Below are 25,680 nucleotides of genomic sequence, written 5' to 3'. Positions count from 1 at the left end.
CAGCTTCCCACTTGACCCTGACGTCGCGGGAGGGTGGAGCCTGACTGGACCGACGGGTGGAGCCAACCCTGAGACGGCCTCCACCCTTCGGTGGACTGCCCCTAGGGGTACCTCCGTACTACGACCTGGGGAGGGTTCGTACCGGCGGAGGACGAGACGCGGACGCGGCGCTCCTTAACCTGGCTTTACGCCGCCGGGGGGCGGTTCTCACACCGGCGGGGGTGGGGTTTTCCACAGGAAAAGACTGCGCTGAACACCAGGGCGCGGGGCCCCTTCCCGCGGCGAGACTGAAACGCGTCGGACGGATTCGTGGTCCGGCAACGCGTACCGCGGCTGTCGACCAGGCGACCGCCTTCACCATCTGCTGACCGATATAGGAGACATACCGTGACTTCGGCTGTGACCATTCCCAGGCACGGGGGTACTGGAGGGCGTACGGCCGTTGCCGCGCGGGCGCGGCAGGTCGTGAAGGCGTACGGGTCCGGAGAGACCCGGGTCGTCGCCCTCGATCACGTCGACGTGGACATCGCACGCGGCCAGTTCACCGCGATCATGGGCCCCTCGGGTTCCGGCAAGTCCACGCTCATGCACTGCCTCGCCGGGCTCGACACCGTCACCGGCGGGCAGATCTACCTCGACGAGACCGAGATCACCGGCCTGAAGGACAAGAAGCTCACGCAGCTGCGCCGGGACCGCATCGGGTTCATCTTCCAGGCGTTCAACCTGCTGCCGACGCTCAACGCCATAGAGAACATCACGCTGCCCATGGACATCGCGGGCCGCAAGCCGGACAAGCAGTGGCTGGCCCGGGTCGTGGAGACCGTAGGCCTCGCCGACCGGCTCAAGCACCGGCCCACCCAGCTCTCCGGCGGCCAGCAGCAGCGCGTCGCCGTGGCGCGGGCGCTCGCGGCCCGGCCCGAGATCATCTTCGGTGACGAGCCGACCGGAAACCTCGACTCGCGCGCGGGTGCCGAGGTCCTCGGCTTCCTGCGCCGGTCCGTGGACGAACTGGGCCAGACCATCGTCATGGTCACGCACGACCCGGTGGCCGCCTCGTACGCGGACCGCGTGCTGTACCTCGCCGACGGCCGCATCGTCGACGAGATGTACAAGCCGACCGCCGAGGCCGTCCTGGACCGCATGAAGGACTTCGACGCCCGGGGGCGCACGTCATGACCGTCATGAAGACCTCGATGCGCAACTTCCTCGCGCACAAGGGCCGCATGGCGCTCTCCGCGATCGCCGTCCTGCTGTCGGTGGCCTTCGTCTGCGGGACGCTCGTCTTCACGGACACCATGTCCACCACGTTCGACAAGCTCTTCGCGGCCACCTCCTCGGACGTGACGGTGAGCGCCAAGGGCGCCTCCGACAGCGGTGAGACGACCGCCGACAACGGCAAGCCGCCCGTGATGCCGGCCTCCGTGCTCGGCGAGGTGCGGGGGGCCGACGGCGTGAAGTCCGCCGAGGGCACGGTCTTCTCCACGTCGGTCACCGTCGTCGACGCCGACAAGGACAACCTCTCGCCCACCAGCGGCGGCCCGACCGTCGTCGGCAGCTGGAACGCCACCGACGCCCGCACCATGAAGATCACCTCCGGTGCGGCACCCAAGGGCGGCGACCAGATCATGGTCGACGCCGACACCGCCGACAAGCACGGCCTGAAGCTCGGCGACGAGATCGCGGTGATCAGCGCGGTCGGCACGCACCAGGCGAAGATCTCCGGCATCGCCGACTTCACCGTCACCAACCCCGGCGCCGCGATCTTCTACCTCGACACGAAGACCGCCCAGCAGGCCCTGGTCGGCGAGACCGGCGTCTACACCAACGTCAACGTCACCGCGGCCGCCGGCGTCAGCGACGCGCAGCTGAAGAAGAACGTCACCGCCGAACTCGGCGGCGGCTACCAGGTCAAAACCGCCAAGGAGACCGCGGACGCCAACCAGAAGGACGTCGAGGGCTTCATGAACGTCATGAAGTACGCGATGCTCGGCTTCGCCGGGATCGCCTTCCTCGTCGGCATCTTCCTGATCATCAACACGTTCTCCATGCTGGTCGCCCAGCGCACTCGCGAGATCGGCCTGATGCGGGCCATCGGCTCCTCCCGCAAGCAGGTCAACCGCTCGGTGCTGGCCGAGGCGCTGCTGCTCGGCCTCGTCGGCTCGGTGCTCGGCGTGGGCGCGGGCGTCGGCCTCGCCGTCGGCCTGATGAAGCTCATGGGCCAGATGGGCATGGAACTGTCCACCGACGACCTGACGGTGGCCTGGACGACCCCGGTGGTCGGCCTCGTCCTCGGCGTGGTCGTCACCGTCCTCGCCGCCTACCTGCCCGCCCGGCGCGCCGGCAAGATCTCCCCGATGGCCGCCCTGCGCGACGCGGGAGCCCCGGCGGACGCCAAGGCCGGCTGGATCCGCGGCATCCTCGGCACCGTCCTCACCGCAGGCGGCGTCTTCGCCCTGTACCTGGCGGCGGCGGCCGACAAGGCCACCGACGGCTCGCTGTGGCTCGGCATCGGCGTGGTGCTGTCGCTGATCGGCTTCGTCGTGATCGGCCCGCTGCTCGCCGGCGGAGTGGTCCGCGTTCTCGGCGCGGTCCTGCTGCGGATGTTCGGCCCCGTGGGGCGCATGGCCGAGCGCAACGCCCTGCGCAACCCGCGCCGCACCGGCGCCACGGGCGCCGCGCTGATGATCGGCCTCGCCCTGGTGGCGTGCCTGTCCGTGGTCGGCTCCTCCATGGTGGCCTCCGCCACCGACCAGCTCGACAAGACCGTCGGCACGGACTTCATCGTCCAGTCCGACAGTGGCCAGCTGATCACCCCGCAGGCCGTCAAGGCCATGAAGTCGACGCCGGAACTGGAGCGGGTCACCGAGTACAAGTGGACCCAGGCCGACTTCACCACCCCCGACGGCGAGACCCTCAAGGACACGGCGATCACGGCGGCCGACCCGTCGTACGCGACCGACCTGCGCACCGAGACCGTCGCCGGCAAGCTGCCCGACGCCTACAAGCCCGACTCGATGTCCGTCCACGAGAAGTTCGCCAAGGACCACGGCATCAGCCTCGGCTCGAAGATCAAGGTGGCCTTCAAGGACGGCTCCGCCGCCGACCTGACGGTCCGGGCGATCACCAGCAGTGACGTCGTGATCGACGCGGGCGCGATGTACACCTCCATCGCCACGATGGCCAAGTACGTCCCGGCCGACAAGATGCCGCTGGACTCCCTGGTCTTCGCCAGCGCCAAGGAGGGGCAGCAGGACGCCGCCTACAAGTCCCTGAAGTCGGCACTGCACGACTACCCGCAGTACACCGTGCGCGACCAGACCGACTACAAGGAGGCCCTGAAGGACCAGATCGGCCAGCTGCTCAACATGATCTACGGCCTGCTGGCCCTGGCGATCATCGTCGCCATCCTGGGCGTGGTGAACACCCTGGCCCTGTCCGTGGTGGAGCGCACCAGGGAGATCGGCCTGATGCGGGCGATCGGCCTCTCCCGCCGCCAGCTGCGCCGCATGATCCGCATGGAGTCCGTCGTCATCGCCCTCTTCGGCGCCCTGCTGGGCCTCGGACTGGGCATGGGCTGGGGCGCCACCGCACAGCAGCTGCTGGAACTGGAGGGCCTGATGATCCTCGACATCCCCTGGCCGACCATCATCGGCGTCTTCATCGGCTCGGCGTTCGTGGGCCTGTTCGCGGCACTGATCCCGGCGTTCCGGGCGGGCCGGATGAACGTCCTGAACGCGATCGCGACCGAGTAGCCAACCAGGAACCACCGCACACGGGGGTTGCGGGGGACGGCCCGCCCCGGAGGTCTCGGCCTCCGGGGCGGGCCCCAGCGCTGTCCGGCCGAACGCGAGACGCGTCAGCCACCGGTCGCCGTCCGCCGCTGGAGGACCACGTACCCGTTGGCCTGGCCCGCCACGGCGTACTCGGCGCCGGGGTGCAGCACCCGGGCGTAGCCCACCGGGTCCCGGTACGTGCCGTCGACGTTCTCCAGGGCGATGTACTCCGGGGTGACGCCCTGGGTGTTGCCGAGCCAGAAGACCCGGCAGCGCGAGGTGAGGCGGCTGATCGGGCCGATGTCGGCCTCGACGGTGGCGCCGTCGGGTATCCGCGCCAGCAGGCGTTCCACGCCGGACACCGCGGCCGGCTTGCGGTAGATCTCGGCCCCGGTGAGCTGCGCCAGCGGCAGCGAGGTGGTCAGGGCCAGCGCCGCGGCGGCGACGGCGGCCGGCAACTGGGCGGCGTACGACCGCAGCCACGCGCGCGTGCTGAGGCGCGCGGTGGTGAGGGCGTCTGCGAGAGCGAGCACGACGACCGGCATCAGGACCGCGCTGTAGTGCCAGTCGGTGCCCCAGTAGTGCGCGTCCCCGGACAGGAAGCGCCAGCCGAGCGTCGGCAGCGCGACCACCAGCAGCGGGGAGCGCAGGGCCAGCAGCCCGGTGGTGGGGATCAGCAGCCAGGCGAGGGTGCGCAGCTTGGTGCCGAGGCCCTCGAAGGGGCTGCCCGCCTCGCTGACCTTGTTCCAGTAGTCGTAACCGCCCGACGGACTGAACGACGGGATCACCACGGTGAGGACGATCACCGTCGCCGCCACGCCGCACACCGCGACACCGAGCGCGTACCGGACCGCCCGGGGCGAGCGGCCGCGGGCCCGCCAGGCCACGACCAGCGCGATCGCGGCCAGCGTCAGCCCCAGGTCCTCCTTGACCAGCACCAGGGGAAGGGCCCAGCACAGGGCCGCCCGGCGGCGCTGCGCGAGGAGGGCCTCCAGGGAGAAGGCGATCAGCGGGACGGCGAAGCAGATCTCGTGGAAGTCGAAGTCGACGGCGCGCTGGACGCCCCAGGACAGCCCGTAGGCCAGGCCGAGCGCCAGACCCCGGCGCCGGCCCAGGAGCCGGGCGGCGGCGCGGGTGACCGGCACGGCGGACAGCGCGAAGAGCGCGGCCTGCGCGACCAGCAGCGTGACCGGCGAGGGGAACAGCCGGTACACCGGCGCGAGCACGGCGGTCACCGGGCTGAAGTGGTCCCCCAGGATGTCGAAGCCCGGCCCCTTGAGATCGGCGACCGGCGCCCGCAGATGCGCGTAGGCGCGCACGGCCTGCTCGAAGATGCCCAGGTCCCAGGAGAGGGTCGCCATGTGCCGGTAGCGGCCCACGGAGACGGTCGTGTAGGCGGCGAAGAGGGCGGCGGCGAGGAGCCAGGGGTCGCATCGCGCGCCGAGACGGCGCCGGCCACCCGGGGCGCGGGTGACCGGCGTCGGTATCCGGGGCGACGGGGCTCGGAGGGTGGAGGCAGGCATGTCGTGCCTTACGCAGGGGCGGGAATCGGACAGATCATGCCGCGGTGAAAACAACGGGTGGGGGTGACGTTGTGAAGATTGAGCGGCTGATTCCCCCCTTGACCGGCGGGACTGGCCACGGCCAGGGGAGAACGGGCGTTATCCACAGGCCCGCCGCGCGGGCGCGCATCGTCGTACGCTGGAGACCCCCGGCCCGCAGCGCGCGTCGGGCCCGTCGTGTTGCCCACCCCTGGACGGAAAAAGCCCCGTATGAGCCTGCACGGTCTGCTCGACGCCGTAGTCAAGGACGCCGCGCTCGCGGAAGCGATCAAGGCGGCCGCAGACGGCAACCGCATGCACGTCGACCTGGTCGGTCCCCCCGCGGCCCGCCCGTTCACCGTCGCCGCCCTGGCCCGCGACACGGGCCGCCCGGTGCTGGCGGTGACGGCGACGGGCCGCGAGGCCGAGGACCTGGCCGCGGCCCTGCGCTCCCTCCTCCCGCCCGAGGGGGTCGTGGAGTACCCGTCGTGGGAGACGCTCCCGCACGAGCGGCTCAGCCCCCGCAGCGACACCGTCGGCCGCCGCCTGGCCGTCCTGCGCCGCCTGGCCCATCCCCGGCCCGACGACCCCGAGACGGGCCCGGTCTCCGTCGTCGTGGCACCGGTGCGCTCCGTGCTCCAGCCGCAGGTCAAGGGCCTCGGCGACCTGGAGCCGGTCGCCCTGAGGACCGGCCAGAGCGCCGACCTGAACGAGGTGGTCGACGCCCTCGCGGCCGCCGCCTACGCGCGCGTGGAGCTCGTCGAGAAGCGCGGCGAGTTCGCCGTCCGCGGCGGCATCCTCGACGTGTTCCCGCCCACCGAGGAACACCCCCTGCGCATCGAGTTCTGGGGCGACGACGTCGAGGAGATCCGCTACTTCAAGGTCGCCGACCAGCGCTCCCTCGAAGTCGCCGAGCACGGCCTGTGGGCGCCGCCGTGCCGCGAGCTGCTCCTCACCGAGGACGTCCGCACCCGCGCGCGTGCCCTGGCCGAACAGCACCCCGAGCTCGGAGAGCTGCTCGGCAAGATCGCCGAGGGGATCGCCGTCGAGGGCATGGAGTCCCTCGCTCCGGTCCTCGTCGACGACATGGAGCTGCTGCTCGACGTGCTGCCCAAGGGCGCCATGGCCGTCGTGTGCGACCCGGAGCGGGTCCGCACGCGCGCGTCGGACCTCGTCGCCACCTCGCAGGAGTTCCTCCAGGCCTCCTGGGCGGCCACCGCCGGCGGCGGCGAGGCGCCCATCGACGTCGGCGCGGCCTCCCTGTGGTCCATCGCCGACGTCCGGGACCGGGCCCGCGAGCTGGACATGATGTGGTGGTCCGTCTCGCCCTTCGCCGCCGACGAGGAACTGGACGAGGACACCCTCAAGCTCGGCATGCACGCTCCGGAGACCTACCGCGGCGACACCGCCAAGGCCCTCGCCGACACCAAGGGCTGGCTCGCCGACGGCTGGCGCGCGGTGTACGTCACCGAGGGGCACGGCCCGGCGGCCCGTACGGTCGAGGTGCTCGGCGGCGAGGGCATCGCCGCCCGGCTCGACACGGACCTCGCCGAGATCTCCCCGTCGCTCGTGCACGTGGCGTGCGGCTCGATCGAGCACGGCTTCGTCGACCCGGCCCTCAGACTCGCCGTCCTGACCGAGACCGATCTGTCCGGCCAGAGGGCGTCCGGCCGCGAGGGCGCCCGGATGCCGGCCCGCCGCCGCAAGACCATCGACCCGCTCACCCTGGAGCCGGGCGACTACATCGTCCACGAGCAGCACGGCGTGGGCCGCTACATCGAGATGGTGCAGCGCACCGTGCAGGGCGCGACCCGCGAGTACCTGGTCGTCGAGTACGCGCCCGCCAAGCGCGGCCAGCCCGGCGACCGCCTCTACATCCCCACCGACCAGCTGGAGCAGATCACCAAGTACGTCGGCGGCGAGGCCCCCACCCTGCACCGCCTCGGCGGCGCCGACTGGACGAAGACGAAGGCCCGCGCGAAGAAGGCCGTCAAGGAGATCGCCGCCGATCTCATCAAGCTGTACAGCGCCCGCATGGCGGCCCCCGGGCACGCCTTCGGCGCGGACACCCCCTGGCAGCGCGAACTGGAGGACGCCTTCCCCTACGCGGAGACGCCCGACCAGCTCACCACCATCGCCGAGGTCAAGGAGGACATGGAGAAGTCGGTCCCCATGGACCGCCTGATCTGCGGCGACGTCGGCTACGGCAAGACCGAGATCGCGGTCCGGGCCGCCTTCAAGGCCGTCCAGGACGGCAAGCAGGTGGCCGTCCTGGTGCCCACGACGCTGCTGGTGCAGCAGCACTTCGGGACGTTCAGCGAGCGGTACGCGCAGTTCCCGGTGAGCGTGAAGGCGCTCTCCCGCTTCCAGACCGACACCGAGGCCAAGGCGGTCCTGGAGGGCCTGCGCGAGGGCTCGGTGGACATCGTCATCGGCACCCACCGGCTGTTCTCCTCGGAGACCAAGTTCAAGGACCTGGGCCTGGTCATCGTCGACGAGGAGCAGCGCTTCGGCGTCGAGCACAAGGAGCAGCTGAAGAAGCTCCGCGCCAACGTCGACGTGCTGACCATGTCCGCGACTCCGATCCCCAGGACGCTGGAGATGGCGGTCACCGGCATCCGCGAGATGTCGACCATCACCACCCCGCCGGAGGAGCGCCACCCGGTCCTGACCTTCGTCGGCCCCTACGAGGAGAAGCAGATCGGCGCCGCCATCCGCCGTGAGCTGCTGCGCGAGGGCCAGGTCTTCTACATCCACAACCGCGTCGAGTCGATCGACCGCGCGGCGGCCCGGCTGCGCGAGATCGTGCCCGAGGCGCGCATCGCCACCGCGCACGGCCAGATGTCGGAGTCGGCCCTGGAGCAGGTCGTCGTCGACTTCTGGGAGAAGAAGTTCGACGTGCTGGTCTCCACGACCATCGTCGAGTCCGGCATCGACATCTCCAACGCGAACACCCTGATCGTGGAACGCGGCGACACCTTCGGCCTGTCCCAGCTGCACCAGCTGCGCGGCCGCGTCGGCCGGGGCCGCGAGCGCGGCTACGCCTACTTCCTCTACCCGCCGGAGAAGCCGCTGACGGAGACCGCGCACGAACGGCTCGCGACGATCGCCCAGCACACGGAGATGGGCGCGGGCATGTACGTCGCCATGAAGGACCTGGAGATCCGCGGCGCGGGCAACCTCCTCGGCGGCGAGCAGTCCGGCCACATCGCGGGCGTCGGCTTCGACCTGTACGTGCGGATGGTCGGCGAGGCCGTGGCCGACTACCGGCGGCAGCTGGAGACCGGCGAGATCGAGGAGGAACCGCCGCTCGAGGTCAAGATCGAGCTGCCGGTCGACGCGCACGTCCCGCACGACTACGCGCCGGGCGAGCGCCTCCGCCTCCAGGCGTACCGGGCCATCGCCTCCGCCAACACGGAGGAGGACATCAAGGCCGTACGCGAGGAACTCGCCGACCGCTACGGCAAGCTGCCCGAACCGGTGGAGAACCTGCTGCTCGTCGCGGGCCTGCGCATGCTCGCCCGCGCGTGCGGGGTCGGCGAGATCGTGCTGCAGGGCAACAACATCCGGTTCGCGCCGGTGGAGTTGCGCGAGTCGCAGGAGCTGCGGGTCAAGCGGCTGTACCCGGGGGTCGTCATCAAGCCGGCGGTGCACCAGGTGCTGGTGCCGCGCCCGAAGACCGCGAAGGTGGGCGGCAAGCCGCTGGTCGGGCGGGACCTGCTGGCGTGGGTCGGGGAGTTCCTGACGTCGGTGCTGGGGTCTTGACGGCCAGGGGTGTCTGACGTCGGCGTCCGCTGAAGGATCGTCAGGCCACCGGTCTCACCCGTGTACCGGTGGCCCGGCGCAGGGCCGCAGCCAGTCGGTCGCGGACCGCGACCTGCGCCGCGATCCGCGCGTCCAGCACCGCGAGCCGGTCGGCCGCGACCCGCAGGGCCCGGTCCGAGGCGGGCCCGGCCGTGACGTCGCCGTCCAGGCACGGCAGGAACACCCGCACGTCGTCGAGGGTCAGCCCGACCTCCAGCAGGCTGCGGATGTTGCGGACGCGGACCGCCGTACCGGCGTCGTACAGGCGGTAGCCGTTCGCGGCCCGTTCGGAGGTGATGAATCCCGCCTGCTCGTAGTGGCGCAGGGCGCGCGCCGTGGTGCCGGTCGCCGCGGCGAGTTCGCCGATCCGCATACTCCGCATACGAGGTGCTGCCATGGGCGCCAGTCTCAGCCGACGACCGCGCCGCCGTCCACCGGAAGCACCACACCGGTGACGAACGACGCCCCCGGCGAGGCCAGTTGAGTGATCGCCCACGCCACCTCCCCGGGGCGGCCGATCCGGCCGAGCGGCGTGTGATCGAGCTGCCACGCGCGGATCGCCGCACGCTGCTCGGGGGTGAGGCCCGAGTGGTCGGCGATCGGAGTGTCGATCGCACCGGGCGCCACGGCGGCGACCCGGATCCCCAGGGGCGCGAGCTCCACCGCCCAACTGCGCGTGAGGACCTCCAGGGCCGCCTTTCCCGCCGCGTACAGGGAGTTGCCGGGCCAGCCCCGCTGCCCCACCGAGGTCGTCACGTTCACGATCACACCGCGGCTCTCCTCCAGCGCCGGGAGCGCGGCCTGGACGAGCAGCACCGGTGCGAGGAGGTTCGTCGCGAGCTGGGGCTCGACAGCGGCACGCGTGTACGTGCGCAAGGACTGGGTGGTGACGATTCCGGCGTTGTTCACCAGCACGTCGATGCGGCCGTGCCGGTCGAGCACCGTGCGGACGATGGTCTCGGGGCCGTCGTCGGCCGTGAGGTCGGCGACCAGCGGGCTGATACGGGACGGGTCATGGGCGGCGGTCTCGGCGAGGGGCGCCGCGCGGCGGCCCACGGCCACGACGTGCGCGCCCTCGTCGGCGAAGGCGCGGGCGGTGGCACGGCCTATGCCCGTACCGGCGCCGGTGACCAGCACGGTTCGGGGCGTCTCGGTTCGGGGCGTCTCGGTTCGGGGTGTCGTCGGCGAAGTCCCGCGCCGATTCGTCGAGATGGGTCTCGGGGTCGAGTTCGAGGGCGGAGTCGGGGTCGGGGTGGAGGTCGGGCTCGAGGTCGAGGTCCGGTTCGGGTTCGCGTTAGGAGAGTCCATGCGGGGATCGTCGGGCCTTGACGCCAGCGTCAAGGTCAAGCGCGGGACGACGGTGTCCCCGCGGCCGTTCGCCTGCCACGGCGCCCAGCCCCGGGCGCGCGGCCGCCGCTACTCGGCGTGCCGGAACAGCATCTCCGCCAGCTCGCGGAACACCTCCTCGGGATCCCGGTCGCCCACCGGGCCGTCCAGGTTGTGGCTGAGCAGCAGCGTGGCGAAGCCGTGGGCCAGGGACCAGGCGGCGACACCGGCCAGGCGGGCGTCGGCGCCCCGGCCCTCCGGCGGCACCGCCGTGACGGCTTCGCGCAGGGCGTCCGAGGCGAGGGCCCGGGCCGTGGTCAGCTCCAGATCGCCGGCGCGCAGCAGCTCGGGGGCGAACATCACCTGGAAGTGCGCCGGGTGCTCACGCGCGAAGCGTACGTAGCGCACGCCCGCCTGCTTCAGGTCCGCCGCCTCCCGCAGCGCGGTCGCGAGCAGCCCGAAACCCTCGGCGGCGATCGCGGTGAGCAGCCCGGCGCGGTCCTTGAAGTGGTGGGCGGGCGCGGCGTGCGAGACGCCCGCGCGACGGGCCAGGTCGCGCAGGCTCAGCCCGGACGGACCGTCCACCGCGATGGCGTCGAGGGCGGCCGTGAGGATGGCGCGGCGCAGGTCGCCGTGGTGGTACGGACGGTTCGCGGTGCCCTTGCCGTCCGCTGATGCCTTGCTGGAGCTCATGGTCAGGAGCGTACGCGGAATCTAGCCATTGACAAGTTGGGGGCGGTCGAGGCAATCTTGTCATTGTCAAGTTGTGCGGGATCGGGTGCCGTCCGGTCTCGTGCCGAGGGGGCGGACGAGAGTGGAGGCACGCCATGCCGGAACAGGTCGGCGAGGTCGGCGAGACGTCGCAGGTCAGCGAGAACGGCGAGGGTGCGGCGCCGCAGGGCGGCAGCGTGGAGCCGGCCCGCGTGCGGCAGTTGTGGCATCTGCTGGAGCCCTTGCACGCGGTGCTGTACTACGCACCGGAGGCTTTCGAGGAGGCGGCCGCCCTGGGTTTCGACACACGGGAGCGCTGGCCGAGCTACTTCCCGTACCGCGCAGCCCCCTTGGGGGAGGCCGGCCCGCAGCGGGTGGCCTCGGCCTTCTACAGCTTCAGCCCGCGCATGGTCGCGGAGCATGTCGGGCCGGCGTGGCGGATCGCGAGCCCGGGCGCCGTGCTGGAGGCGAGGACGCGAGCGGTCGACCGGGCCTACCGCGCCCTCTTCGGGGATGGGGTGGACAGCCCTGAGCTGGCGGAGGCCGCCGCGCTCGCCCGGCGCGCCGCCGAGGCGGCGGACCCGGCCGCCCGCCCGCTCGCCGCCGCCAACGCCGCGCTGCCCTGGCCGCAGGCCCCGCACCTGCAGTTGTGGCACGCCGCGACGATCCTGCGCGAGCACCGCGGCGACGGCCATCTCGCGGCCCTGCTCCTGGCGGGCCTGGATCCTGTGGAGTCGCTCGTCTCCTTCGCCGCGATAGGTGCCGCGTCGGTGGAACGCTTCGAAAGCCGAGGCTGGAGCCCCGGCGAATGGGCGGCCGCCCGCGACCGCCTCACCGCCAGGGGCCTGGTCGAGGTGGACGGCACGGCCACCGAGGCGGGGCGCGCCCTGCGCCACCGCGTGGAGCGCCACACCGACCAACTGGCCGCCGGTCCCTGGCAGTCCCTCGGCCCGGACGGCGTCGACCGGCTCACCGGCCTGCTGGGCGACTACTGGGTCGCGGTCCTGGGGTCGGGCCTGCTGCCCTCGGAGACGACGCTGGGCATAGGCAAGGTCTGAGGCAAGCCCGAAGCAGCCTGGCCGGGAGGCCGGGAGGCCGGGAGGCCGGGAGGCCGGGAGGCCGGGAGGCCGGATGAGGGCGTCGGGCGGTCATGTCCGGACAGGGGAAGCCGCCCGCAGGGCGGGCGTTGGAGCTGACACAGGAGCTGACGCCCAAGGTGTGTCCCCGCGGGCGGCCCCGCGCTGGCGGAGGCCTTACTGCTGGTCGGGCCGCTCGCGGTCGCGGTCCATGCCGAGCGAGCCTTCGACGCGCTGCTGCCCGGTGTCGACCTGGTCCTCGTACTTGCCGCCGGTCTTCTCGTTGATCTTCTGTTCCGCGGTGTCGGAGCCTTGCTTGCCCCTGTTCCGCGCCTGGCTCTTGAACTTGTCGAAGATGCCCATGCAGAACTCCTTCCGGGGGTGACTCAGAACCGACGATACGCGTGACATGCGAGGTATGCCCATTTAGGGCCCGGTGTGGTCTGTACCTCTCCCTCGCTACCGTGGGACCAGGCGCAGCCGCCCGAGCCCGGGCGGAACGGGCAAGCAGCGCAACAGGCAAGCAGGGGAGGGGCGTACGGTGAGGCGTCTGAGGGGCGGGGCGGCAGCGGTTGCCGCGATGGTGTTCGCCGGTGCGACGCTGGCCGGCTGCGAAGGACTGACCCCGCCTGCGGACGGCGGCGGACCCTCCGGCTCCGGTGCCCCGGCCGACGGCAACGGCCGGGCGGTGAGCCCGCTGGACAACCCGGACGGCACGAAGCCGGGGCTGGCGGCGATCACGGCCACCGCGGACCGGGCGAGTGCCCGGGCTCTGATCGAGAAAGTGGCGACCAAGGGACGCGGCCCCCGCACCGGCTACGAACGGGACAAGTTCGGTTACGCCTGGATGGATTCGGCGCCCCGCGACGTCCCCTACTCCCACAACGGCTGCGACACACGGAACGACCTGCTGCGGAGGGACGGCGAGAACCTTCGCTTCCGCTCGGGTTCGGACTGCGTCGTCAGCTCCCTCACACTGCACGACCCGTACACCGGGAAGGTCATCGAGTGGACCAAGTCCCGTGCGACGAAGGTCCAGATAGACCACGTCATGCCGCTGTCGTACGACTGGCAGATGGGCGCGTCGCGCTGGACGAAGGACAAGCGGGAGGCCATCGCCAACGACCCGCTCAACCTCGTCCCGGTGGACGGGCCGACCAACAGCGCGAAGGGAGACTCCGGTCCGGCGTCCTGGCTGCCGCCGAACAAGAGCATCCGCTGCTCCTACTCGGTGCGCTTCGCCCAGGTGTCACTGAAGTACGACCTGCCCGTGACCGACGCCGACAAGCGGATGATGCTGCGGCAGTGCGGCGGCTGAGAGAGGAGAACCCGGATCGACCCACCCGTCCTGCGCTACCGTCCGCCGACATGACGACCCATGAGCTGGAGGCCCTGCGGAGCGCGCTGCGGGACAGGGCGGAGCCGGACGTCAAAATCCAGCAGATCCGGGTGCTGCGGCCGCCGGCAGGTGACGAACTGCTCGGTGTGCGGGTGCCCGTGGTGCGCAAACTGGCCCAGGCACACCGGGAGCTGGCGTGGGAGGACGTGGACGCGCTGCTGCGCGGCCGTGTTCACGAGGAGCGGTTGGCCGGAGTGCTGGTGCTGGCCGAGCGGATGCGAACGGCCCGAGGTGCGCAGCGTCGGTTTCTGGTCGACTTCTACTTGGCGCGCACCGGGTGTGTGGACAACTGGGACCTGGTGGACGCTTCCGCCCACGTCGTTCTCGGGCCGTGGCTCGTGGACGGGCCCGAGGACGCCCTGGACGTGCTGGACGAACTGGCCGCCTCGTCCCGGCTCTGGGACCGCAGGATCGCCGTCGTCGCCACACTGGCGCTGATCCGCGAAGGGCGTTTCGAGACGACCCTCCATCTGGTGCGCGCCCTGTGCCGCGACCCGGAACCGCTGATCCACAAGGCGCTCGGCTGGATGCTGCGCGAGATCGGCCGCCGGGACGCGCCCCTGCTGGTGACGTTCCTCGAACAGCACCTCACCGACCTGCCGCGCGTCACCGTCCGCTACGCGACGGAGCTGCTCCCGGCGGCCGAGCGGGCGCGGTTCGTGAGAACGGCGAGCGGGCGCGGTTCCTGAGAACGCGGTATGAGGGGACGCGCACCGAGCCGCCCTTCCGGCCACGAGGGGGACCGGTTCTCCCGCCCGGTAATTCGATTCCCGGTGCTCCGCTCCCGCACCTACCGTGACCGCATGCAGACGAAGATATCGAGCCTCGCCGACCGCCCGGACATGCTGGAGCGGGTCGTCGGGATGGCGGACACCTGGCCGGAGTTCGTCATCCAGGACCCCGTGGGCGCCGCGCACTACCCGCGGATCGCCACCGAACTCCCGCAGTACGTCCTCTTCGCCGAGGACGAGCGGGGCGAGGTCGTCGCGAGCGCCTACAGCGTGCCCTTCGCTCTCGGCGCCGAGGGCCGCGGCACACTGCCGGGCAACGGCTGGGACACCGTTCTCGTATGGGCCTTCTCGGACCTGCGCCGCGGTGTCCGCCCCGACACCGTCAGCGCGATCTCGGTCTCCATCGCCCCGCACGCGCAGGGCCGCGGACTGTCCGCGGTGATGCTCTCGGCCATGCGCGACAACGCCAGCGCCCTCGGCTTCAAGGAGGTCGTCGCCCCCGTCCGCCCCAACGCCAAGCACCTCGAACCGCACACGCCCATCGAGGAGTACGCCCGGCGCGTCCGCCCCGACGGCCTGCCCCAGGACCCGTGGCTGCGGGTGCACGCCCGGGCCGGGGCCACCATCGACTCGGTGGCCCCGGCGTCCATGACGGTGGCCGCCCCGCTGGCGGACTGGCGCCGCTGGACCGGGCTGCCCTTCGACACCGAGGGCGACATCGTCGTGCCCGGCGCCCTGGTGCCGGTGCGCTGCGAGGCGGCCCGCGGGTACGCCGTGTACGTCGAACCCAACGTGTGGATGCGCCATCCCTTGTGAGGCGCGGGCGGTACGGCCGGGGCCGCGCGGACGTGCCGTGGGGGCGAAGTGATCAGGACGACAACGGTTCGGTACAACCCGTAACCGGTTGTCCGTGTCGGGCTATACGCTCGGATTCCCCATCGGGCTACGTCACTCGCACATCCGTCCTATCGGCTACACCGGTCCAGGAGCAGTCATGTACGGCCACGGCGCGGCGCCGCCTCCCCGCAGCGCGGCAACGGTCATCTCCCTGCGCGTGCTGTTCGCCGCCGCCGGCTTCCTCACGTGCGGCCTGCTGGCCTGCGTACCGCTGTTCCGGGTGGCCGTCCTGCGCGGACGGGTCCTCGACTGGGTGCTGGCCTGGGCGAGCCTGCCCCTGTCCATCGTGTGTTTCGCGGTGGTCGGGGCGCTGCCGGAGAGCGACGTGCGGACCGACATCGCGCTGGCCGTGATCCTCCTGATCGGCGCCGGCGCCGGCGTCTACTTCCTCGTCGTGGACATCGCCCACCACAGCGAGCAGCGGCAGTTCGCCGGCTACGCGCCGCCGCACGCGCCGACCGTCCACTCCGCGTACGGCTACCCGCACCCGGCGCCGCCCTACGCCCCCACGACCACGCCCGCCCCGCAGCCCCCCGCCCCGCAGCCCCCCGGACCGCACACACCCGTCCCCCGCGACGCCACGCCCCCAGGCCCCGGCCCGGTCCAGCCGCCGCCGTCCCCCCAGCGTCCCTCGCCCGCCCGCATCGACCAGGTACGCGCCGAACTCGACGAGCTCAGCGACTACCTGCGCCGGCACGAAGGCGAGGGCCGGCGGGACGGCCACCACGAGGACGGCAGGTGACCGTGGCGGCAGGACGTGTCGTCGCCGGCCGCTACGAACTGTCCGCGCTCGTCGGGCAGGGCGGCATGGGACAGGTCTGGACGGCGTACGACCAGCGGCTCGACCGGCGCGTGGCGGTGAAACTGCTGCGCCCGGACAAGGTGGCCGGTCAGGACGCGGAGGAACTGCGCCGCTGCTTCGTGCGCGAGTGCCGGGTCACCGCGCAGGTCGACCACCCGGGCCTGGTCACGGTCCACGACGCGGGCAGCGAGGGCGAGGAGCTGTTCCTCGTCATGCAGTACGTCGACGGGGCCGACCTCTCCGACCATCTCGCCGAGCACGACCCGTACCCCTGGCCGTGGGCGGTCGCCGTCGCCGCGCAACTGTGTGCCGTGCTGAGCGCCGTGCACGCCGTGCCGATCGTCCACCGCGACCTCAAGCCGCGCAACGTGATGGTGAAGCAGGACGGCACGGTCACCGTCCTCGACCTCGGCGTCGCCTCCGTCATGGACGCCGACACCACCCGCCTCACCCACACCGGCACGCCCATCGGCTCGCCCGCCTACATGGCCCCCGAGCAGGCGATGGGCGGCGCGGTCGGCCCGTACACGGACCTGTACGCACTCGGCGTCGTCCTGCACGAACTGCTCAGCGGCGACGTCCCCTTCTCCGGTTCCACGGCCCTCGGCGTCCTGCACCGGCACCTGTACGAGCCCCCGCTGCCCGTGCGCCGCATCCGCCCCGAGGTCCCCGAAGCCCTGGAGACCCTCGTCCTGCGCCTGCTCGCCAAGGACCCGCAGCACCGGCCCGCCTCCGCGCAGGAGGTCTACGAGCACCTGGAGCAGCTCCTGCCCGCGCGCGGGGCACCCACCGGGGCAGCCCTCGACCCCACCCGCCCGTTCCTGCGCCCGCACGCCCCCTGGCCGGACCGGGCCCGCACCCCGGCGCCCCAGCCCGCGCCGCCCGCCGCGCCCGTCGCCGGGACAGCCGGAACCGCCGGGAAGACGGACATCGCCCGCGCTATCGACGAGGTCAAGCGGCTCCTCGGCGAGGGCCGCATCACCCAGGCCGTCGACATCCTCGGCGCGATCCTGCCCGCCGCCGCCGAACAGCACGGCGAGCACTCCCCGGTCGTGCGCACCCTGCGCAAGCAGTACGCGGCCACCCTCCTGGACGACGGCCAGTTCCGGCGCGCCCTGCCCGAGCTGCGCCGCCTCGCCGACGAACGCGCCGCCGAGGCGGGCCAGGCCGACCCGCAGTCCCTGCGCTTCCGCTACGAGGCCGCCCAATGCCTCGAACAGCTGGGCGAGCCGGCCGCGGCGCTCGCCGAGTACCGGGCCGTGCTGCCGTACTACGAGAACCAGTACGTCGCCGCCGGCGGCCCCGAGCTCGCGCACGACATCCGCCGCCGCATCGGCCACCTCCTGCTCGCCCTCGGCGACCGCGGCGCCGCCCACGACACCCTGGCCCGGCTGCTGCACGACGTGGAGCGCACCCACGGGCCCGGCCACCCGCTCGGCGCGGAGATCCGCAGGACGCTGCAGTGGCTGGGGCAGGTCCGCGGCTGACGGCAGCGCCGGGGCGGCGCGGCGGTGCCGGAAGTCCCGGTGAATCGTTGGTCGAATGGGTTGGCCAGAGCCTGGCCACTGCCTACCATCGATCACCGCAAGACTTTGTGCACCGTCGCACAATCTCCTCGGGAGGTCCCCTTGCACCGCCGCCGTCGCACCGCGCTCGTCCTCACCGCCGCGATCGCCGCAGCGGCGCCCCTGCTCACCGCCTGCGGCAACGACGCGCATCCTGGCGCGGCGGCCGTGGTCGGCGGGCAGCGGATCACCGTCTCCCAGCTGGAGGACCGGGTCGGCGAGGTCCGCGCGGCCCAGCGGGCGGCCGTGCGGAACGACGCCCAGTACCAGCAGGCCATCGCCAGGACCGGCACCCTCACCCGCGACACCCTGCACACCATGGTCCTCGACCGGGTACTGCACCGCGCCGCCGAGGACGCCGGGGTGACCGTCACCCGCCGGGAGATCCAGGGCATGCGATCCGCCCTGGAGGAGCAGGCCGGCGGAGCCAAGGCGCTGGAAACGACCTGGCTGCAGCAGTACGGCATCCCGCCGCAGCGCCTCGACGACAACCTCCGCCTCCAGCTGGAGGCCCAGAAGCTCGCCGAGAAGCTCGGCACCGACACCAACCGCCCCGAGTTCTGGAAGGCCCTGTCCAAGGCCTCCAAGGACCTCAAGGTCGACCTCAACCCGCGCTACGGCACTTGGGACGTCCAGAAGAGCAGCCGCGCCGACGCCAGGACTCCGTGGGTGCGGGACGTGACGGCGGCACAGACGCAGCAGCAGCCCATGTAGGACACCCGCCCGCCGGGGCTGTGGACAACTTCCGGCAGTGTCGGCGCCGTGGGATAGCTTCGAACCGTGAACGCCAACAGCTCCGAAGCCACCCCGGGCCCCGAGCAGACCGCCCCCGGCGCGGCCGCCGCCCCCGGCCGCGTCGTCCTGCTCACCACCAGCCACCGCGTCGCCCCCGGCCTGCTGTCCTGGCCCGCCTGGCAGGCCCTGCACGCGGCCGACCAGGTGCTGTGCGCGGACGGCGCGCACCCGCAGCTGCCGTACCTGCGCGAGGCCGGGATCACGGTCGACGAGGCGTCCCCGACCGCGCAGGAGCTGGTCGACGCCTGCGCCGGCGGGCGCACGGTGGTGGTCGTGGCGACGGGCGAGGGCGAGCCGGCCCTGACGGACGGCCTGGCCCGCCTCGCCGGCACCGGCCGCGTCTCCATGCCCGAGCTGGAGCTGCTGCCCGCCTCCTACGACCTGCCCGGCGCCCGTCTCCTCGACCTCGTCCAGGTCATGGACCGCATCCGCGCCGAATGCCCCTGGTCGTCCCAGCAGACCCACAAGGGCCTCGCCAAGTACGGCATCGAGGAGGCGTACGAACTCGTCGAGGCGATCGAGGAGGGCGACCGCGACGAGTTGCGCGAGGAGCTCGGTGACGTCCTGCTCCAGGTCGTCTTCCACGCCCGCATCGCCGAGGAGGACCTGGACGCCCCCTTCTCCATCGACGACGTCGCCGGCGGCATCGTCGCCAAGCTGATCCACCGCCACCCGCACGTGTTCGGCGACGCGACGGCCACCACCCCCGAGGAGGTCAAGGAGCACTGGCTGCGCACCAAGGCGGTCGAGAAGCAGCGCTCCTCGATCACCGAGGGCATCCCGCTCGGCCAGCCCGGCCTGGCCCTCGCCGCCAAGCTCGCCTCCCGCGCCCGCACCGCCGGGCTGGAGATACCGCTCCCGCCCGTCGAAGGCATCGGCTACGACCTCCTGGCCCTGGCGGTCCGCGCCGAGGCGGAGGGCGTGGACCCGGAGGCAGCCCTGAGAGCGGCGGCCCGCGCCTACCGGGACGCGATCAGGGAGACCGAGGGCCGGGACTGACGACCCTGACGACCCTGACAAAGGGCCCGGCAGGCCGGCCCTGAGTCAGTCCTGCCAGTCCAGCTGCCCTTCCGGGATCCCCAGCGAGCGCGCGTGGGCCCGCGCCTGCCGGCGCCCTTCCGCCCGCCCGCGGGGATCCTGCCCCCGCGGATAGCGGAAGACCCGGCCGGCGAAGACCACGAACGCCTCCGCGGCGGTGTTGTAGTTGACGTACCAGCCGCCGGTCGGGGACAGACAGGCGGCGAGCCGCTCGGCCAGCGCCCCGGCGTCGGCCTCCTCCGCGGCGAAGTCCAGCAGGGTCCACTGCCGTGGCTGCCCGGCCGCCGCGTCCTCCACCTCCACCCTCGTGATCCTCGTGACGCGCAGCGGGACACCGGCCAACTCGGCCCCCACCCGCAGGCTCTCCGCGATCAGCACGCCTTCCAGCATCCCGGCCCTCCTTCGTCCAGCCCTCTGCTGTCTCGACGCGGCGAGCGTAGGGGCGGCCGCTGACAGCGGTGGCCGGTGGGTCCGGGGCGCCGCCGGCCCTGCGTAGGGTCGTCGCATGCGACATGACGTGCCCGGGGTGCCCGAACTGTTCTCGTGGGAGTTCGCGGCCGACCCCTACCCCGCCTACGCCTGGCTCCGCGAGCACGCCCCCGTCCACCGGACGCGGCTGCCCAGCGGTGTGGAGGCCTGGCTGGTCACGCGGTACGCCGACGCCAAGCAGACCCTCGCCGACAACCGGCTCTCCAAGAACCCGGCGCACCACGACGAACCCGCGCACGCCAAGGGCAAGACCGGGATCCCCGGTGAGCGCAAGGCCGAGTTGATGACGCACCTGCTCAACATCGACCCGCCGGACCACACCCGGTTGCGGCGGCTCGTGTCCAAGGCGTTCACGCCCCGCCGGGTCGCCGAGTTCGCGCCGCGCGTGCAGGAGCTGACCGACGGTCTCATCGACGGGTTCGCGGCGCAGGGGTCCGCCGACCTGATCCACGAGTTCGCCTTCCCGCTCCCCATCTACGCCATCTGCGACCTGCTCGGAGTGCCCCGCGAGGACCAGGACGACTTCCGAGACTGGGCGGGCATGATGATCCGCCACCAGGGCGGCCCCCGGGGCGGCGTCGCGCGGTCCGTGAAGAAGATGCGCGGCTACCTCGCCGACCTCATCCACCGCAAGCGGGAGGCCCTGCCCGCCGAACCCGTCCCCGGCGAGGACCTCATCTCCGGTCTCATCCGCGCCTCGGACCACGGTGAGCACCTCACCGAGAACGAGGCGGCCGCCATGGCGTTCATCCTGCTGTTCGCCGGGTTCGAGACCACCGTCAACCTCATCGGCAACGGCACCTACGCCCTGCTCACCCACCCCGAGCAGCGCGCCCGCCTCCAGGCCTCCCTCGCGGCCGGGGAGCGGGACCTGCTGGAGACCGGCGTAGAGGAACTCCTGCGCTACGACGGCCCCGTCGAACTCGCCACCTGGCGGTTCGCCACGCAGCCGCTCACCATCGGCGGGCAGCACATCGACGCGGGCGATCCGGTCCTCGTCGTCCTGGCCGCCGCGGACCGGGACCCGGAGCGGTTCGCCGACCCGGACCTGCTCGACCTCTCCCGCCGCGACAACCAGCACCTCGGCTACGGCCACGGCATCCACTACTGCCTCGGAGCCCCGCTCGCCCGCCTGGAGGGCCAGACCGCCCTCGCCACCCTCCTCACCCGCCTCCCGGACCTCAGGCTCGCGGCGGACCCGGCCGACCTGAGGTGGCGCGGCGGCCTCATCATGCGCGGGCTGCGCACCCTGCCCGTGGAGTTCACCCCGGCGTGACAGCCCGCCTTCACCAGCGGAGCGACCGGCTAAACATGACACGCCGTCAGACCTGTGATCTTCACGTGATCTGCGCGGCATGAACTTGTGACAAGTGATCGTCTGCCGATACGTTCACCCATCAGCGCGGCCCGGGCTCCTGCGCCGCGCCGGTCACTGCTGTCTCGCGAAAGGTCTCCGTATGCTCTCCGGGAACGGTCGGCACCGTCGCCCCCGCCAGGCTCCGGCTCTCCTCGTCGCGGCCGGAGTGACCGGCTCCGCCATCGCGATCCCCCTCCTCGGGGCCTCCGGCGCCAGCGCGGCCGACGGTACGACCTGGGACCGGGTCGCGGACTGCGAGACCGGCGGCGCCTGGAGCCAGAACAACGGCAACGGCTACTACGGCGGCCTCGCGTTGTCCCAGGAGGACTGGGAGAACTACGGCGGCCTCGACTACGCCGCGAGCGCCGACCTGGCCAGCCGCTCCCAGCAGATATCCGTGGCCGAGAGAATCCTCGCCGACCAGGGGGTCGGCGCGTGGCGCACCTGCGGACTGCTCTCCGGCCTCCAGCAGGACTCGAAATCGGGTACATCGGACTCATCCGAGTCATCTGACTCGTCCGGTCCGACCGACTCGCCCGGATTGCTCGACTCCATCGAGCCGGATTCCTCGTCGACTCCTTCCTCGTCGACCCCTTCCTCGTCCCCCTCGACGTCCGCGTCTCCTGACGCACCGTCGACGTCGGAGGACGAACCGGCCAACTCCGACAAGTCATCCGATTCCGGGGACTCCGCACCGAAGAGCCGGGAGCCCGGCAGCTCCCCCTCGGCCGGTTCCGGCAGCGGCGAGTCGGGCAACTCGCGGCAGGACGACACCTCTTCGGCGCCGACCGACACCGGCTCCGGCCGCCACCGCGGCCCCAGCGCCGACGAGAAAGCCGAGCCCGCGAACGGCCGTACGGACGAGTCCACGGGGCGGCACGCCTCGCGCGGCGGCGACGCCTCTCGCGACGCCGCGGACGGCTCCTACACCGTCCGCGTCGGCGACAGTCTCTGGTCCATCGCCGACTCCCTTGACCTCAGCGGCGGATGGCACGCGCTCTACGCCGGCAACAAGGACGCCGTCGGCACCGACCCGAACCTCATCCGCCCCGGTCAGAGGCTCACGGTAGGGGTCGAAGCGGACGAGCGGTAGCCGGTGGGGCAGAGCGGAAACGGCGGCGGAAGTCACCCCGAAACCGCGCGAGTTCGCGTCATGTTTCGCGGCGAATGTCCCGTATAAGTGCGGTGAGAGATAGATCTCAGAAGCCCTGATCGTCTTTGAAATTCCGGCGATCACGTGCCTACGGTCATGACCGCTCGCCACCGCGAGCCCCGGCTGCCGCAACGCCGAATCCTGCCAGCGGCCGCACGGGAACAGTCGTCGCGTCAAGCGCCGTAGGCAGGAGCGGGGGACCCAAGGTAGGCGCCCGACCGGACAGTTGTGCCGGAAGGGCTTGGGGTGAAGCCGCGTCCCGGGAGGGACGCGGCCGGGCAACTCAACCGGCCCGAACCCGACAGCTCACCTCGCAGGCGTCGGTGAGGGGATCCATCCATGCTGTTTTCCGGCAAGGGCAAGCACCGTCGTCCGTCCAAGGCCACTCGCGCCATCGCCGTCGCCGGTGTCGCCGGCGCCGCCGTCGCCGCCCCGCTGATGGCGGCCGGCAACGCCTCCGCCGCCACCGCCTCCGAGTGGGACGCCGTGGCCCAGTGCGAGTCCGGCGGCAACTGGTCCATCAACACCGGCAACGGCTACTACGGCGGTCTGCAGTTCTCCGCCTCCACCTGGTCCGGCTACGGCGGCACCAAGTACGCCTCCACCGCCGACCAGGCCACCAAGGCCCAGCAGATCGAGATCGCCGAGAAGGTCCTCGCGAGCCAGGGCAAGGGTGCCTGGCCGGTCTGCGGCAAGGGCCTGTCGAGCGCCGGCTACACCGGCGGCGGCTCCACGCAGAGCAGCGGCTCCACGGAGACCCGCCAGACCGACCAGCAGGCGGCCTCCCGCTCCGAGGAGCGCCCGGCCCAGACCCAGAAGAGCCAGAAGACCGTCACCACGCCGACCGGCAAGAAGGTCAAGAAGGGCGACGGCGAGTACAAGGTCGTCAAGGGCGACACCCTCAGCTCGATCGCGACCGAGCACAAGGTCGAGGGCGGCTGGGAGAAGCTGTTCGAGCTGAACAAGGACATCGTCACCGATGCCAACCTCATCTACCCGGGCCAGCAGCTGCACCTGAAGTAAGCAGCGGCCCGTCCCCGTCCCCACGGGCTCCCCGCCCCGGCGCGTGTTCCCCCGTACGCGCCGGGGCGGGGTCATTTCTGCCCGGGGCTCTCCGTCCGATCTTTCGGCCGGTCTTTGCAACCCCGCTTTGTTCCGTTCGGAAACAATTTACTCTCGGTTCTGTCCATGGGGTGGGCGACCCGGTGGCCGATCGCCCGGAGCCGGTTAGGCTCATGTCGCGAGCCACCACGGCCCGCACCTCGCCGGGTCCACGCGACCCGCGTACCCGCGTCACATGAAGAAGGAGATGCTCGTGCCGTCCATCGACGTCGTCGTAGCCCGGGAAATCCTGGACTCCCGAGGCAACCCCACGGTCGAGGTCGAGGTCGGCCTCGACGACGGCAGCACCGGTCGTGCCGCCGTCCCGTCCGGCGCCTCCACGGGCGCCTTCGAGGCCATCGAGCTCCGCGACGGCGACTCGAACCGCTACCTCGGCAAGGGTGTGGAGAAGGCCGTCCTCGCGGTCATCGAGCAGATCGGCCCGGAGCTGGTCGGCTATGACGCCACCGAGCAGCGCCTGATCGACCAGGCCATGTTCGACCTGGACGCCACCGACAACAAGGGCTCCCTCGGCGCCAACGCCATCCTCGGCGTCTCGCTCGCCGTCGCCCACGCCGCCTCCGAGGCCAGCGACCTCCCCCTCTTCCGTTACCTGGGCGGCCCGAACGCGCACCTGCTGCCGGTGCCGATGATGAACATCCTGAACGGCGGCTCGCACGCCGACTCCAACGTGGACATCCAGGAGTTCATGATCGCCCCGATCGGCGCGGAGTCCTTCTCCGAGGCGCTGCGCTGGGGCGCCGAGGTCTACCACACGCTGAAGAAGGTCCTGAAGAGCAAGGGCCTGGCCACCGGCCTCGGCGACGAGGGCGGCTTCGCCCCGAACCTCGGCTCCAACCGCGAGGCCCTCGACCTCATCCTCGAGGCCATCAAGGAAGCGGGCTACACCCCGGGCGAGCAGATCGCCCTGGCGCTCGACGTCGCCGCGTCCGAGTTCTACAAGGACGGCTCCTACACCTTCGAGGGCAAGACCCGCTCGGCCGCCGAGATGACCGAGTACTACGCCGAGCTGGTCGAGGCGTACCCGCTGGTCTCCATCGAGGACCCGCTGTTCGAGGACGACTGGGAGGGCTGGAAGACCATCACCGACAAGCTCGGTGACAAGGTCCAGCTCGTCGGCGACGACTTGTTCGTCACCAACCCCGAGCGCCTCGCCCGCGGCATCGAGGAGGGCGCGGCCAACGCGCTCCTGGTCAAGGTCAACCAGATCGGCTCCCTGACCGAGACCCTGGACGCCGTGGAGCTGGCCCAGCGCAACGGCTTCAAGTGCATGATGTCCCACCGCTCCGGCGAGACCGAGGACGTCACCATCGCCGACCTGGCCGTCGCCACCAACTGCGGCCAGATCAAGACCGGCGCCCCGGCCCGCTCCGAGCGCGTCGCCAAGTACAACCAGCTGCTGCGCATCGAGGAGATCCTCGACGACGCGGCGGTGTACGCCGGCCGCTCGGCCTTCCCGCGCTTCAAGGGCTGACCCGACCCGCAAGTAGCAGCGTCGTACGTACGTCCCCGTACCCGGTCCCGTACCGTGTCCGGGGACGTACGCGCGTATGACGGCGGAGCGGGAGGCGGACACATGGCCGTGAAGGACCGGGACCGGTTCTCCACCGCGACCAGGATCCGGCTGCTCGGTGAGCAGACCGCGGCCCGGGTCTACCGCTCCCAGACCAAGCGGCAGGCCCGCCGCTCCCGGCTGACCGGCCGGGCCGCGCTGCTCGCGCTGGTGATGTGCTCGCTGATCGTGGCACTGGCCTACCCGATGCGGGAGTACGTCTCCCAGCGCGCGGAGATCGACGACCTGCAGCGCGAGCAGCAGCAGGCCCGCCAGCGCGTCGAACGGCTGCGCGACATGAAGGCGCGCTGGCAGGACGACGCCTACGCCGAGCAGCAGATCCGGCAGCGGTTGCACTACGTCATGCCGGGGGAGACGGGGTTCATCGTCGTCGATCCGCACGCGGCGAAGCAGTCGCACGCCGACCTCGGGGCGGCCGACCGCCCCTGGTACGCGAACATCTGGGACGGGGTCGACAAGTCCGACGCCTCCGACCAGTAGATGTGACCCCGGAAAACGTGACCCCAGAAAACGTGACCCCAGAGAAAG

Annotated in this window: 22 protein-coding genes and 1 riboswitch; of the genes, 16 read left to right on the top strand and 6 right to left on the bottom strand. The window is 71.8% G+C overall.

The genetic code is table 11. The features are described 5' to 3' along the window. Positions 1–387 precede the first annotated feature (387 nt). Complete coding sequence (locus C1703_RS15985) at positions 388–1,176, top strand: ABC transporter ATP-binding protein (protein ID WP_037758751.1); 789 nt, start codon at positions 388–390, stop codon at positions 1,174–1,176. Then, the gene (locus C1703_RS15980; RefSeq protein WP_114253433.1) at positions 1,173–3,752 is read left to right on the top strand and encodes an ABC transporter permease; all 2,580 of its coding nucleotides are present in this window, start codon (positions 1,173–1,175) and stop codon (positions 3,750–3,752) included. Before C1703_RS15985 ends, C1703_RS15980 begins: the two co-directional genes overlap by 4 nt. 104 nt (positions 3,753–3,856) lie before the next feature. On the opposite strand, the gene C1703_RS15975 is transcribed toward C1703_RS15980, so the two are convergent. Then, positions 3,857–5,296: a DUF2079 domain-containing protein gene (locus tag C1703_RS15975; protein WP_114253431.1), complete on the bottom strand. Its 1,440-nt coding sequence runs from the start codon at positions 5,294–5,296 to the stop codon at positions 3,857–3,859. Positions 5,297–5,545: 249 nt separating this feature from the next. On the opposite strand from C1703_RS15975, the gene mfd reads away from it, so the two are divergent. After that, on the top strand, positions 5,546–9,079 hold the full coding sequence (gene mfd, locus C1703_RS15970) for a transcription-repair coupling factor (RefSeq protein WP_114253428.1): 3,534 nt from the start codon (positions 5,546–5,548) through the stop codon (positions 9,077–9,079). A 40-nt stretch (positions 9,080–9,119) separates the two neighbouring features. Here the strand turns inward: mfd and C1703_RS15965 are convergent, their stop codons facing one another. From C1703_RS15965 to C1703_RS15955, 3 genes are all read right to left on the bottom strand, one after another. After that, positions 9,120–9,491 (bottom strand): MerR family transcriptional regulator, encoded by a 372-nt coding sequence (locus tag C1703_RS15965; RefSeq protein ID WP_114253426.1) that lies wholly within the window; start codon positions 9,489–9,491, stop codon positions 9,120–9,122. 35 nt (positions 9,492–9,526) lie between these two features. Continuing rightward, positions 9,527–10,255 (bottom strand): SDR family oxidoreductase, encoded by a 729-nt coding sequence (locus tag C1703_RS15960; protein WP_198678184.1) that lies wholly within the window; start codon positions 10,253–10,255, stop codon positions 9,527–9,529. 279 nt (positions 10,256–10,534) lie between these two features. Then, positions 10,535–11,137 carry a TetR/AcrR family transcriptional regulator gene (locus C1703_RS15955; protein ID WP_114253425.1) on the bottom strand — a complete coding sequence of 201 codons (603 nt, stop codon included), beginning with the start codon at positions 11,135–11,137 and terminating at the stop codon, positions 10,535–10,537. A 134-nt stretch (positions 11,138–11,271) separates the two neighbouring features. Between C1703_RS15955 and C1703_RS15950 the strand changes: the two genes are divergently transcribed. Then, positions 11,272–12,213, top strand: coding sequence for a hypothetical protein (locus C1703_RS15950; RefSeq protein ID WP_232840499.1), 942 nt, complete (start codon positions 11,272–11,274; stop codon positions 12,211–12,213). Positions 12,214–12,408: 195 nt separating this feature from the next. On the opposite strand, the gene C1703_RS15945 is transcribed toward C1703_RS15950, so the two are convergent. Next, positions 12,409–12,594 carry an antitoxin gene (locus C1703_RS15945; RefSeq protein ID WP_114253423.1) on the bottom strand — a complete coding sequence of 62 codons (186 nt, stop codon included), beginning with the start codon at positions 12,592–12,594 and terminating at the stop codon, positions 12,409–12,411. Positions 12,595–12,772: 178 nt separating this feature from the next. On the opposite strand from C1703_RS15945, the gene C1703_RS15940 reads away from it, so the two are divergent. The 7 genes from C1703_RS15940 to C1703_RS15910 all read left to right on the top strand — a co-directional run bounded on the left by C1703_RS15940 (position 12,773) and on the right by C1703_RS15910 (position 19,419). Continuing rightward, positions 12,773–13,549 carry an HNH endonuclease family protein gene (locus tag C1703_RS15940; RefSeq protein WP_232840498.1) on the top strand — a complete coding sequence of 259 codons (777 nt, stop codon included), beginning with the start codon at positions 12,773–12,775 and terminating at the stop codon, positions 13,547–13,549. A gap of 50 nt (positions 13,550–13,599) precedes the next feature. After that, positions 13,600–14,319: a DNA alkylation repair protein gene (locus C1703_RS15935; RefSeq protein WP_114253419.1), complete on the top strand. Its 720-nt coding sequence runs from the start codon at positions 13,600–13,602 to the stop codon at positions 14,317–14,319. A 114-nt stretch (positions 14,320–14,433) separates the two neighbouring features. Further along, complete coding sequence (locus C1703_RS15930; protein WP_114257440.1) at positions 14,434–15,177, top strand: N-acetyltransferase; 744 nt, start codon at positions 14,434–14,436, stop codon at positions 15,175–15,177. 178 nt (positions 15,178–15,355) lie between these two features. Beyond that, positions 15,356–16,000, top strand: coding sequence for a hypothetical protein (locus C1703_RS15925; protein WP_114253417.1), 645 nt, complete (start codon positions 15,356–15,358; stop codon positions 15,998–16,000). Between the two features lie 38 nt (positions 16,001–16,038). After that, complete coding sequence (locus C1703_RS15920) at positions 16,039–17,547, top strand: serine/threonine-protein kinase (protein WP_269803229.1); 1,509 nt, start codon at positions 16,039–16,041, stop codon at positions 17,545–17,547. Between the two features lie 141 nt (positions 17,548–17,688). After that, on the top strand, positions 17,689–18,339 hold the full coding sequence (locus C1703_RS15915; protein ID WP_114253413.1) for a SurA N-terminal domain-containing protein: 651 nt from the start codon (positions 17,689–17,691) through the stop codon (positions 18,337–18,339). Between the two features lie 66 nt (positions 18,340–18,405). Next, positions 18,406–19,419, top strand: a complete 1,014-nt coding sequence (locus C1703_RS15910; protein ID WP_114253411.1) for a nucleoside triphosphate pyrophosphohydrolase — start codon at positions 18,406–18,408, stop codon at positions 19,417–19,419. Positions 19,420–19,464: 45 nt separating this feature from the next. On the opposite strand, the gene C1703_RS15905 is transcribed toward C1703_RS15910, so the two are convergent. After that, positions 19,465–19,848, bottom strand: coding sequence for a hypothetical protein (locus C1703_RS15905; protein WP_114253409.1), 384 nt, complete (start codon positions 19,846–19,848; stop codon positions 19,465–19,467). Positions 19,849–19,963: 115 nt separating this feature from the next. Here C1703_RS15905 and C1703_RS15900 point away from each other — a divergent pair, with 115 nt between their 5' ends. The 5 genes from C1703_RS15900 to C1703_RS15880 all read left to right on the top strand — a co-directional run bounded on the left by C1703_RS15900 (position 19,964) and on the right by C1703_RS15880 (position 25,632). Then, entirely contained in the window at positions 19,964–21,223 is a 1,260-nt protein-coding gene (locus C1703_RS15900; protein ID WP_114253407.1) for a cytochrome P450, read from the top strand. A 181-nt stretch (positions 21,224–21,404) separates the two neighbouring features. Continuing rightward, positions 21,405–22,397 carry a transglycosylase family protein gene (locus tag C1703_RS15895; RefSeq protein ID WP_114253405.1) on the top strand — a complete coding sequence of 331 codons (993 nt, stop codon included), beginning with the start codon at positions 21,405–21,407 and terminating at the stop codon, positions 22,395–22,397. 228 nt (positions 22,398–22,625) lie between these two features. Beyond that, a riboswitch (cyclic di-AMP (ydaO/yuaA leader) is annotated at positions 22,626–22,792 on the top strand. A 4-nt stretch (positions 22,793–22,796) separates the two neighbouring features. Further along, complete coding sequence (locus tag C1703_RS15890) at positions 22,797–23,480, top strand: transglycosylase family protein (protein ID WP_114253403.1); 684 nt, start codon at positions 22,797–22,799, stop codon at positions 23,478–23,480. Between the two features lie 292 nt (positions 23,481–23,772). After that, complete coding sequence (eno, locus tag C1703_RS15885) at positions 23,773–25,053, top strand: phosphopyruvate hydratase (RefSeq protein ID WP_114257439.1); 1,281 nt, start codon at positions 23,773–23,775, stop codon at positions 25,051–25,053. 102 nt (positions 25,054–25,155) lie between these two features. After that, positions 25,156–25,632 carry a septum formation initiator family protein gene (locus C1703_RS15880; RefSeq protein ID WP_114253401.1) on the top strand — a complete coding sequence of 159 codons (477 nt, stop codon included), beginning with the start codon at positions 25,156–25,158 and terminating at the stop codon, positions 25,630–25,632. The last annotated feature ends 48 nt before the right edge of the window (positions 25,633–25,680 follow it).

This window comes from Streptomyces sp. Go-475 (assembly GCF_003330845.1).
In the GTDB taxonomy this organism is placed as follows: Bacteria; Actinomycetota; Actinomycetes; order Streptomycetales; family Streptomycetaceae; genus Streptomyces.
Note: the sequence above shows the minus strand (reverse complement) of the source record. Positions and strands in the feature narration are given on the sequence as shown.

Bases quoted from the DNA above. Each gene is read 5' to 3' on its own strand.
- C1703_RS15880 (WP_114253401.1), top strand. From the start codon at position 25,156: ATGGCCGTGAAGGACCGGGACCGGTTCTCCACCGCGACCAGGATCCGG.
- C1703_RS15905 (WP_114253409.1), bottom strand. From the start codon at position 19,848: ATGCTGGAAGGCGTGCTGATCGCGGAGAGCCTGCGGGTGGGGGCCGAG.
- C1703_RS15895 (WP_114253405.1), top strand. From the start codon at position 21,405: ATGCTCTCCGGGAACGGTCGGCACCGTCGCCCCCGCCAGGCTCCGGCT.
- C1703_RS15950 (WP_232840499.1), top strand. From the start codon at position 11,272: ATGCCGGAACAGGTCGGCGAGGTCGGCGAGACGTCGCAGGTCAGCGAG.
- C1703_RS15900 (WP_114253407.1), top strand. From the start codon at position 19,964: ATGCGACATGACGTGCCCGGGGTGCCCGAACTGTTCTCGTGGGAGTTC.
- C1703_RS15930 (WP_114257440.1), top strand. From the start codon at position 14,434: ATGCAGACGAAGATATCGAGCCTCGCCGACCGCCCGGACATGCTGGAG.
- C1703_RS15945 (WP_114253423.1), bottom strand. From the start codon at position 12,594: ATGGGCATCTTCGACAAGTTCAAGAGCCAGGCGCGGAACAGGGGCAAG.
- C1703_RS15965 (WP_114253426.1), bottom strand. From the start codon at position 9,491: ATGCGGATCGGCGAACTCGCCGCGGCGACCGGCACCACGGCGCGCGCC.
- mfd (WP_114253428.1), top strand. From the start codon at position 5,546: ATGAGCCTGCACGGTCTGCTCGACGCCGTAGTCAAGGACGCCGCGCTC.
- C1703_RS15980 (WP_114253433.1), top strand. From the start codon at position 1,173: ATGACCGTCATGAAGACCTCGATGCGCAACTTCCTCGCGCACAAGGGC.
- C1703_RS15975 (WP_114253431.1), bottom strand. From the start codon at position 5,296: ATGCCTGCCTCCACCCTCCGAGCCCCGTCGCCCCGGATACCGACGCCG.
- C1703_RS15935 (WP_114253419.1), top strand. From the start codon at position 13,600: ATGACGACCCATGAGCTGGAGGCCCTGCGGAGCGCGCTGCGGGACAGG.
- C1703_RS15925 (WP_114253417.1), top strand. From the start codon at position 15,356: ATGTACGGCCACGGCGCGGCGCCGCCTCCCCGCAGCGCGGCAACGGTC.
- C1703_RS15955 (WP_114253425.1), bottom strand. From the start codon at position 11,137: ATGAGCTCCAGCAAGGCATCAGCGGACGGCAAGGGCACCGCGAACCGT.
- C1703_RS15890 (WP_114253403.1), top strand. From the start codon at position 22,797: ATGCTGTTTTCCGGCAAGGGCAAGCACCGTCGTCCGTCCAAGGCCACT.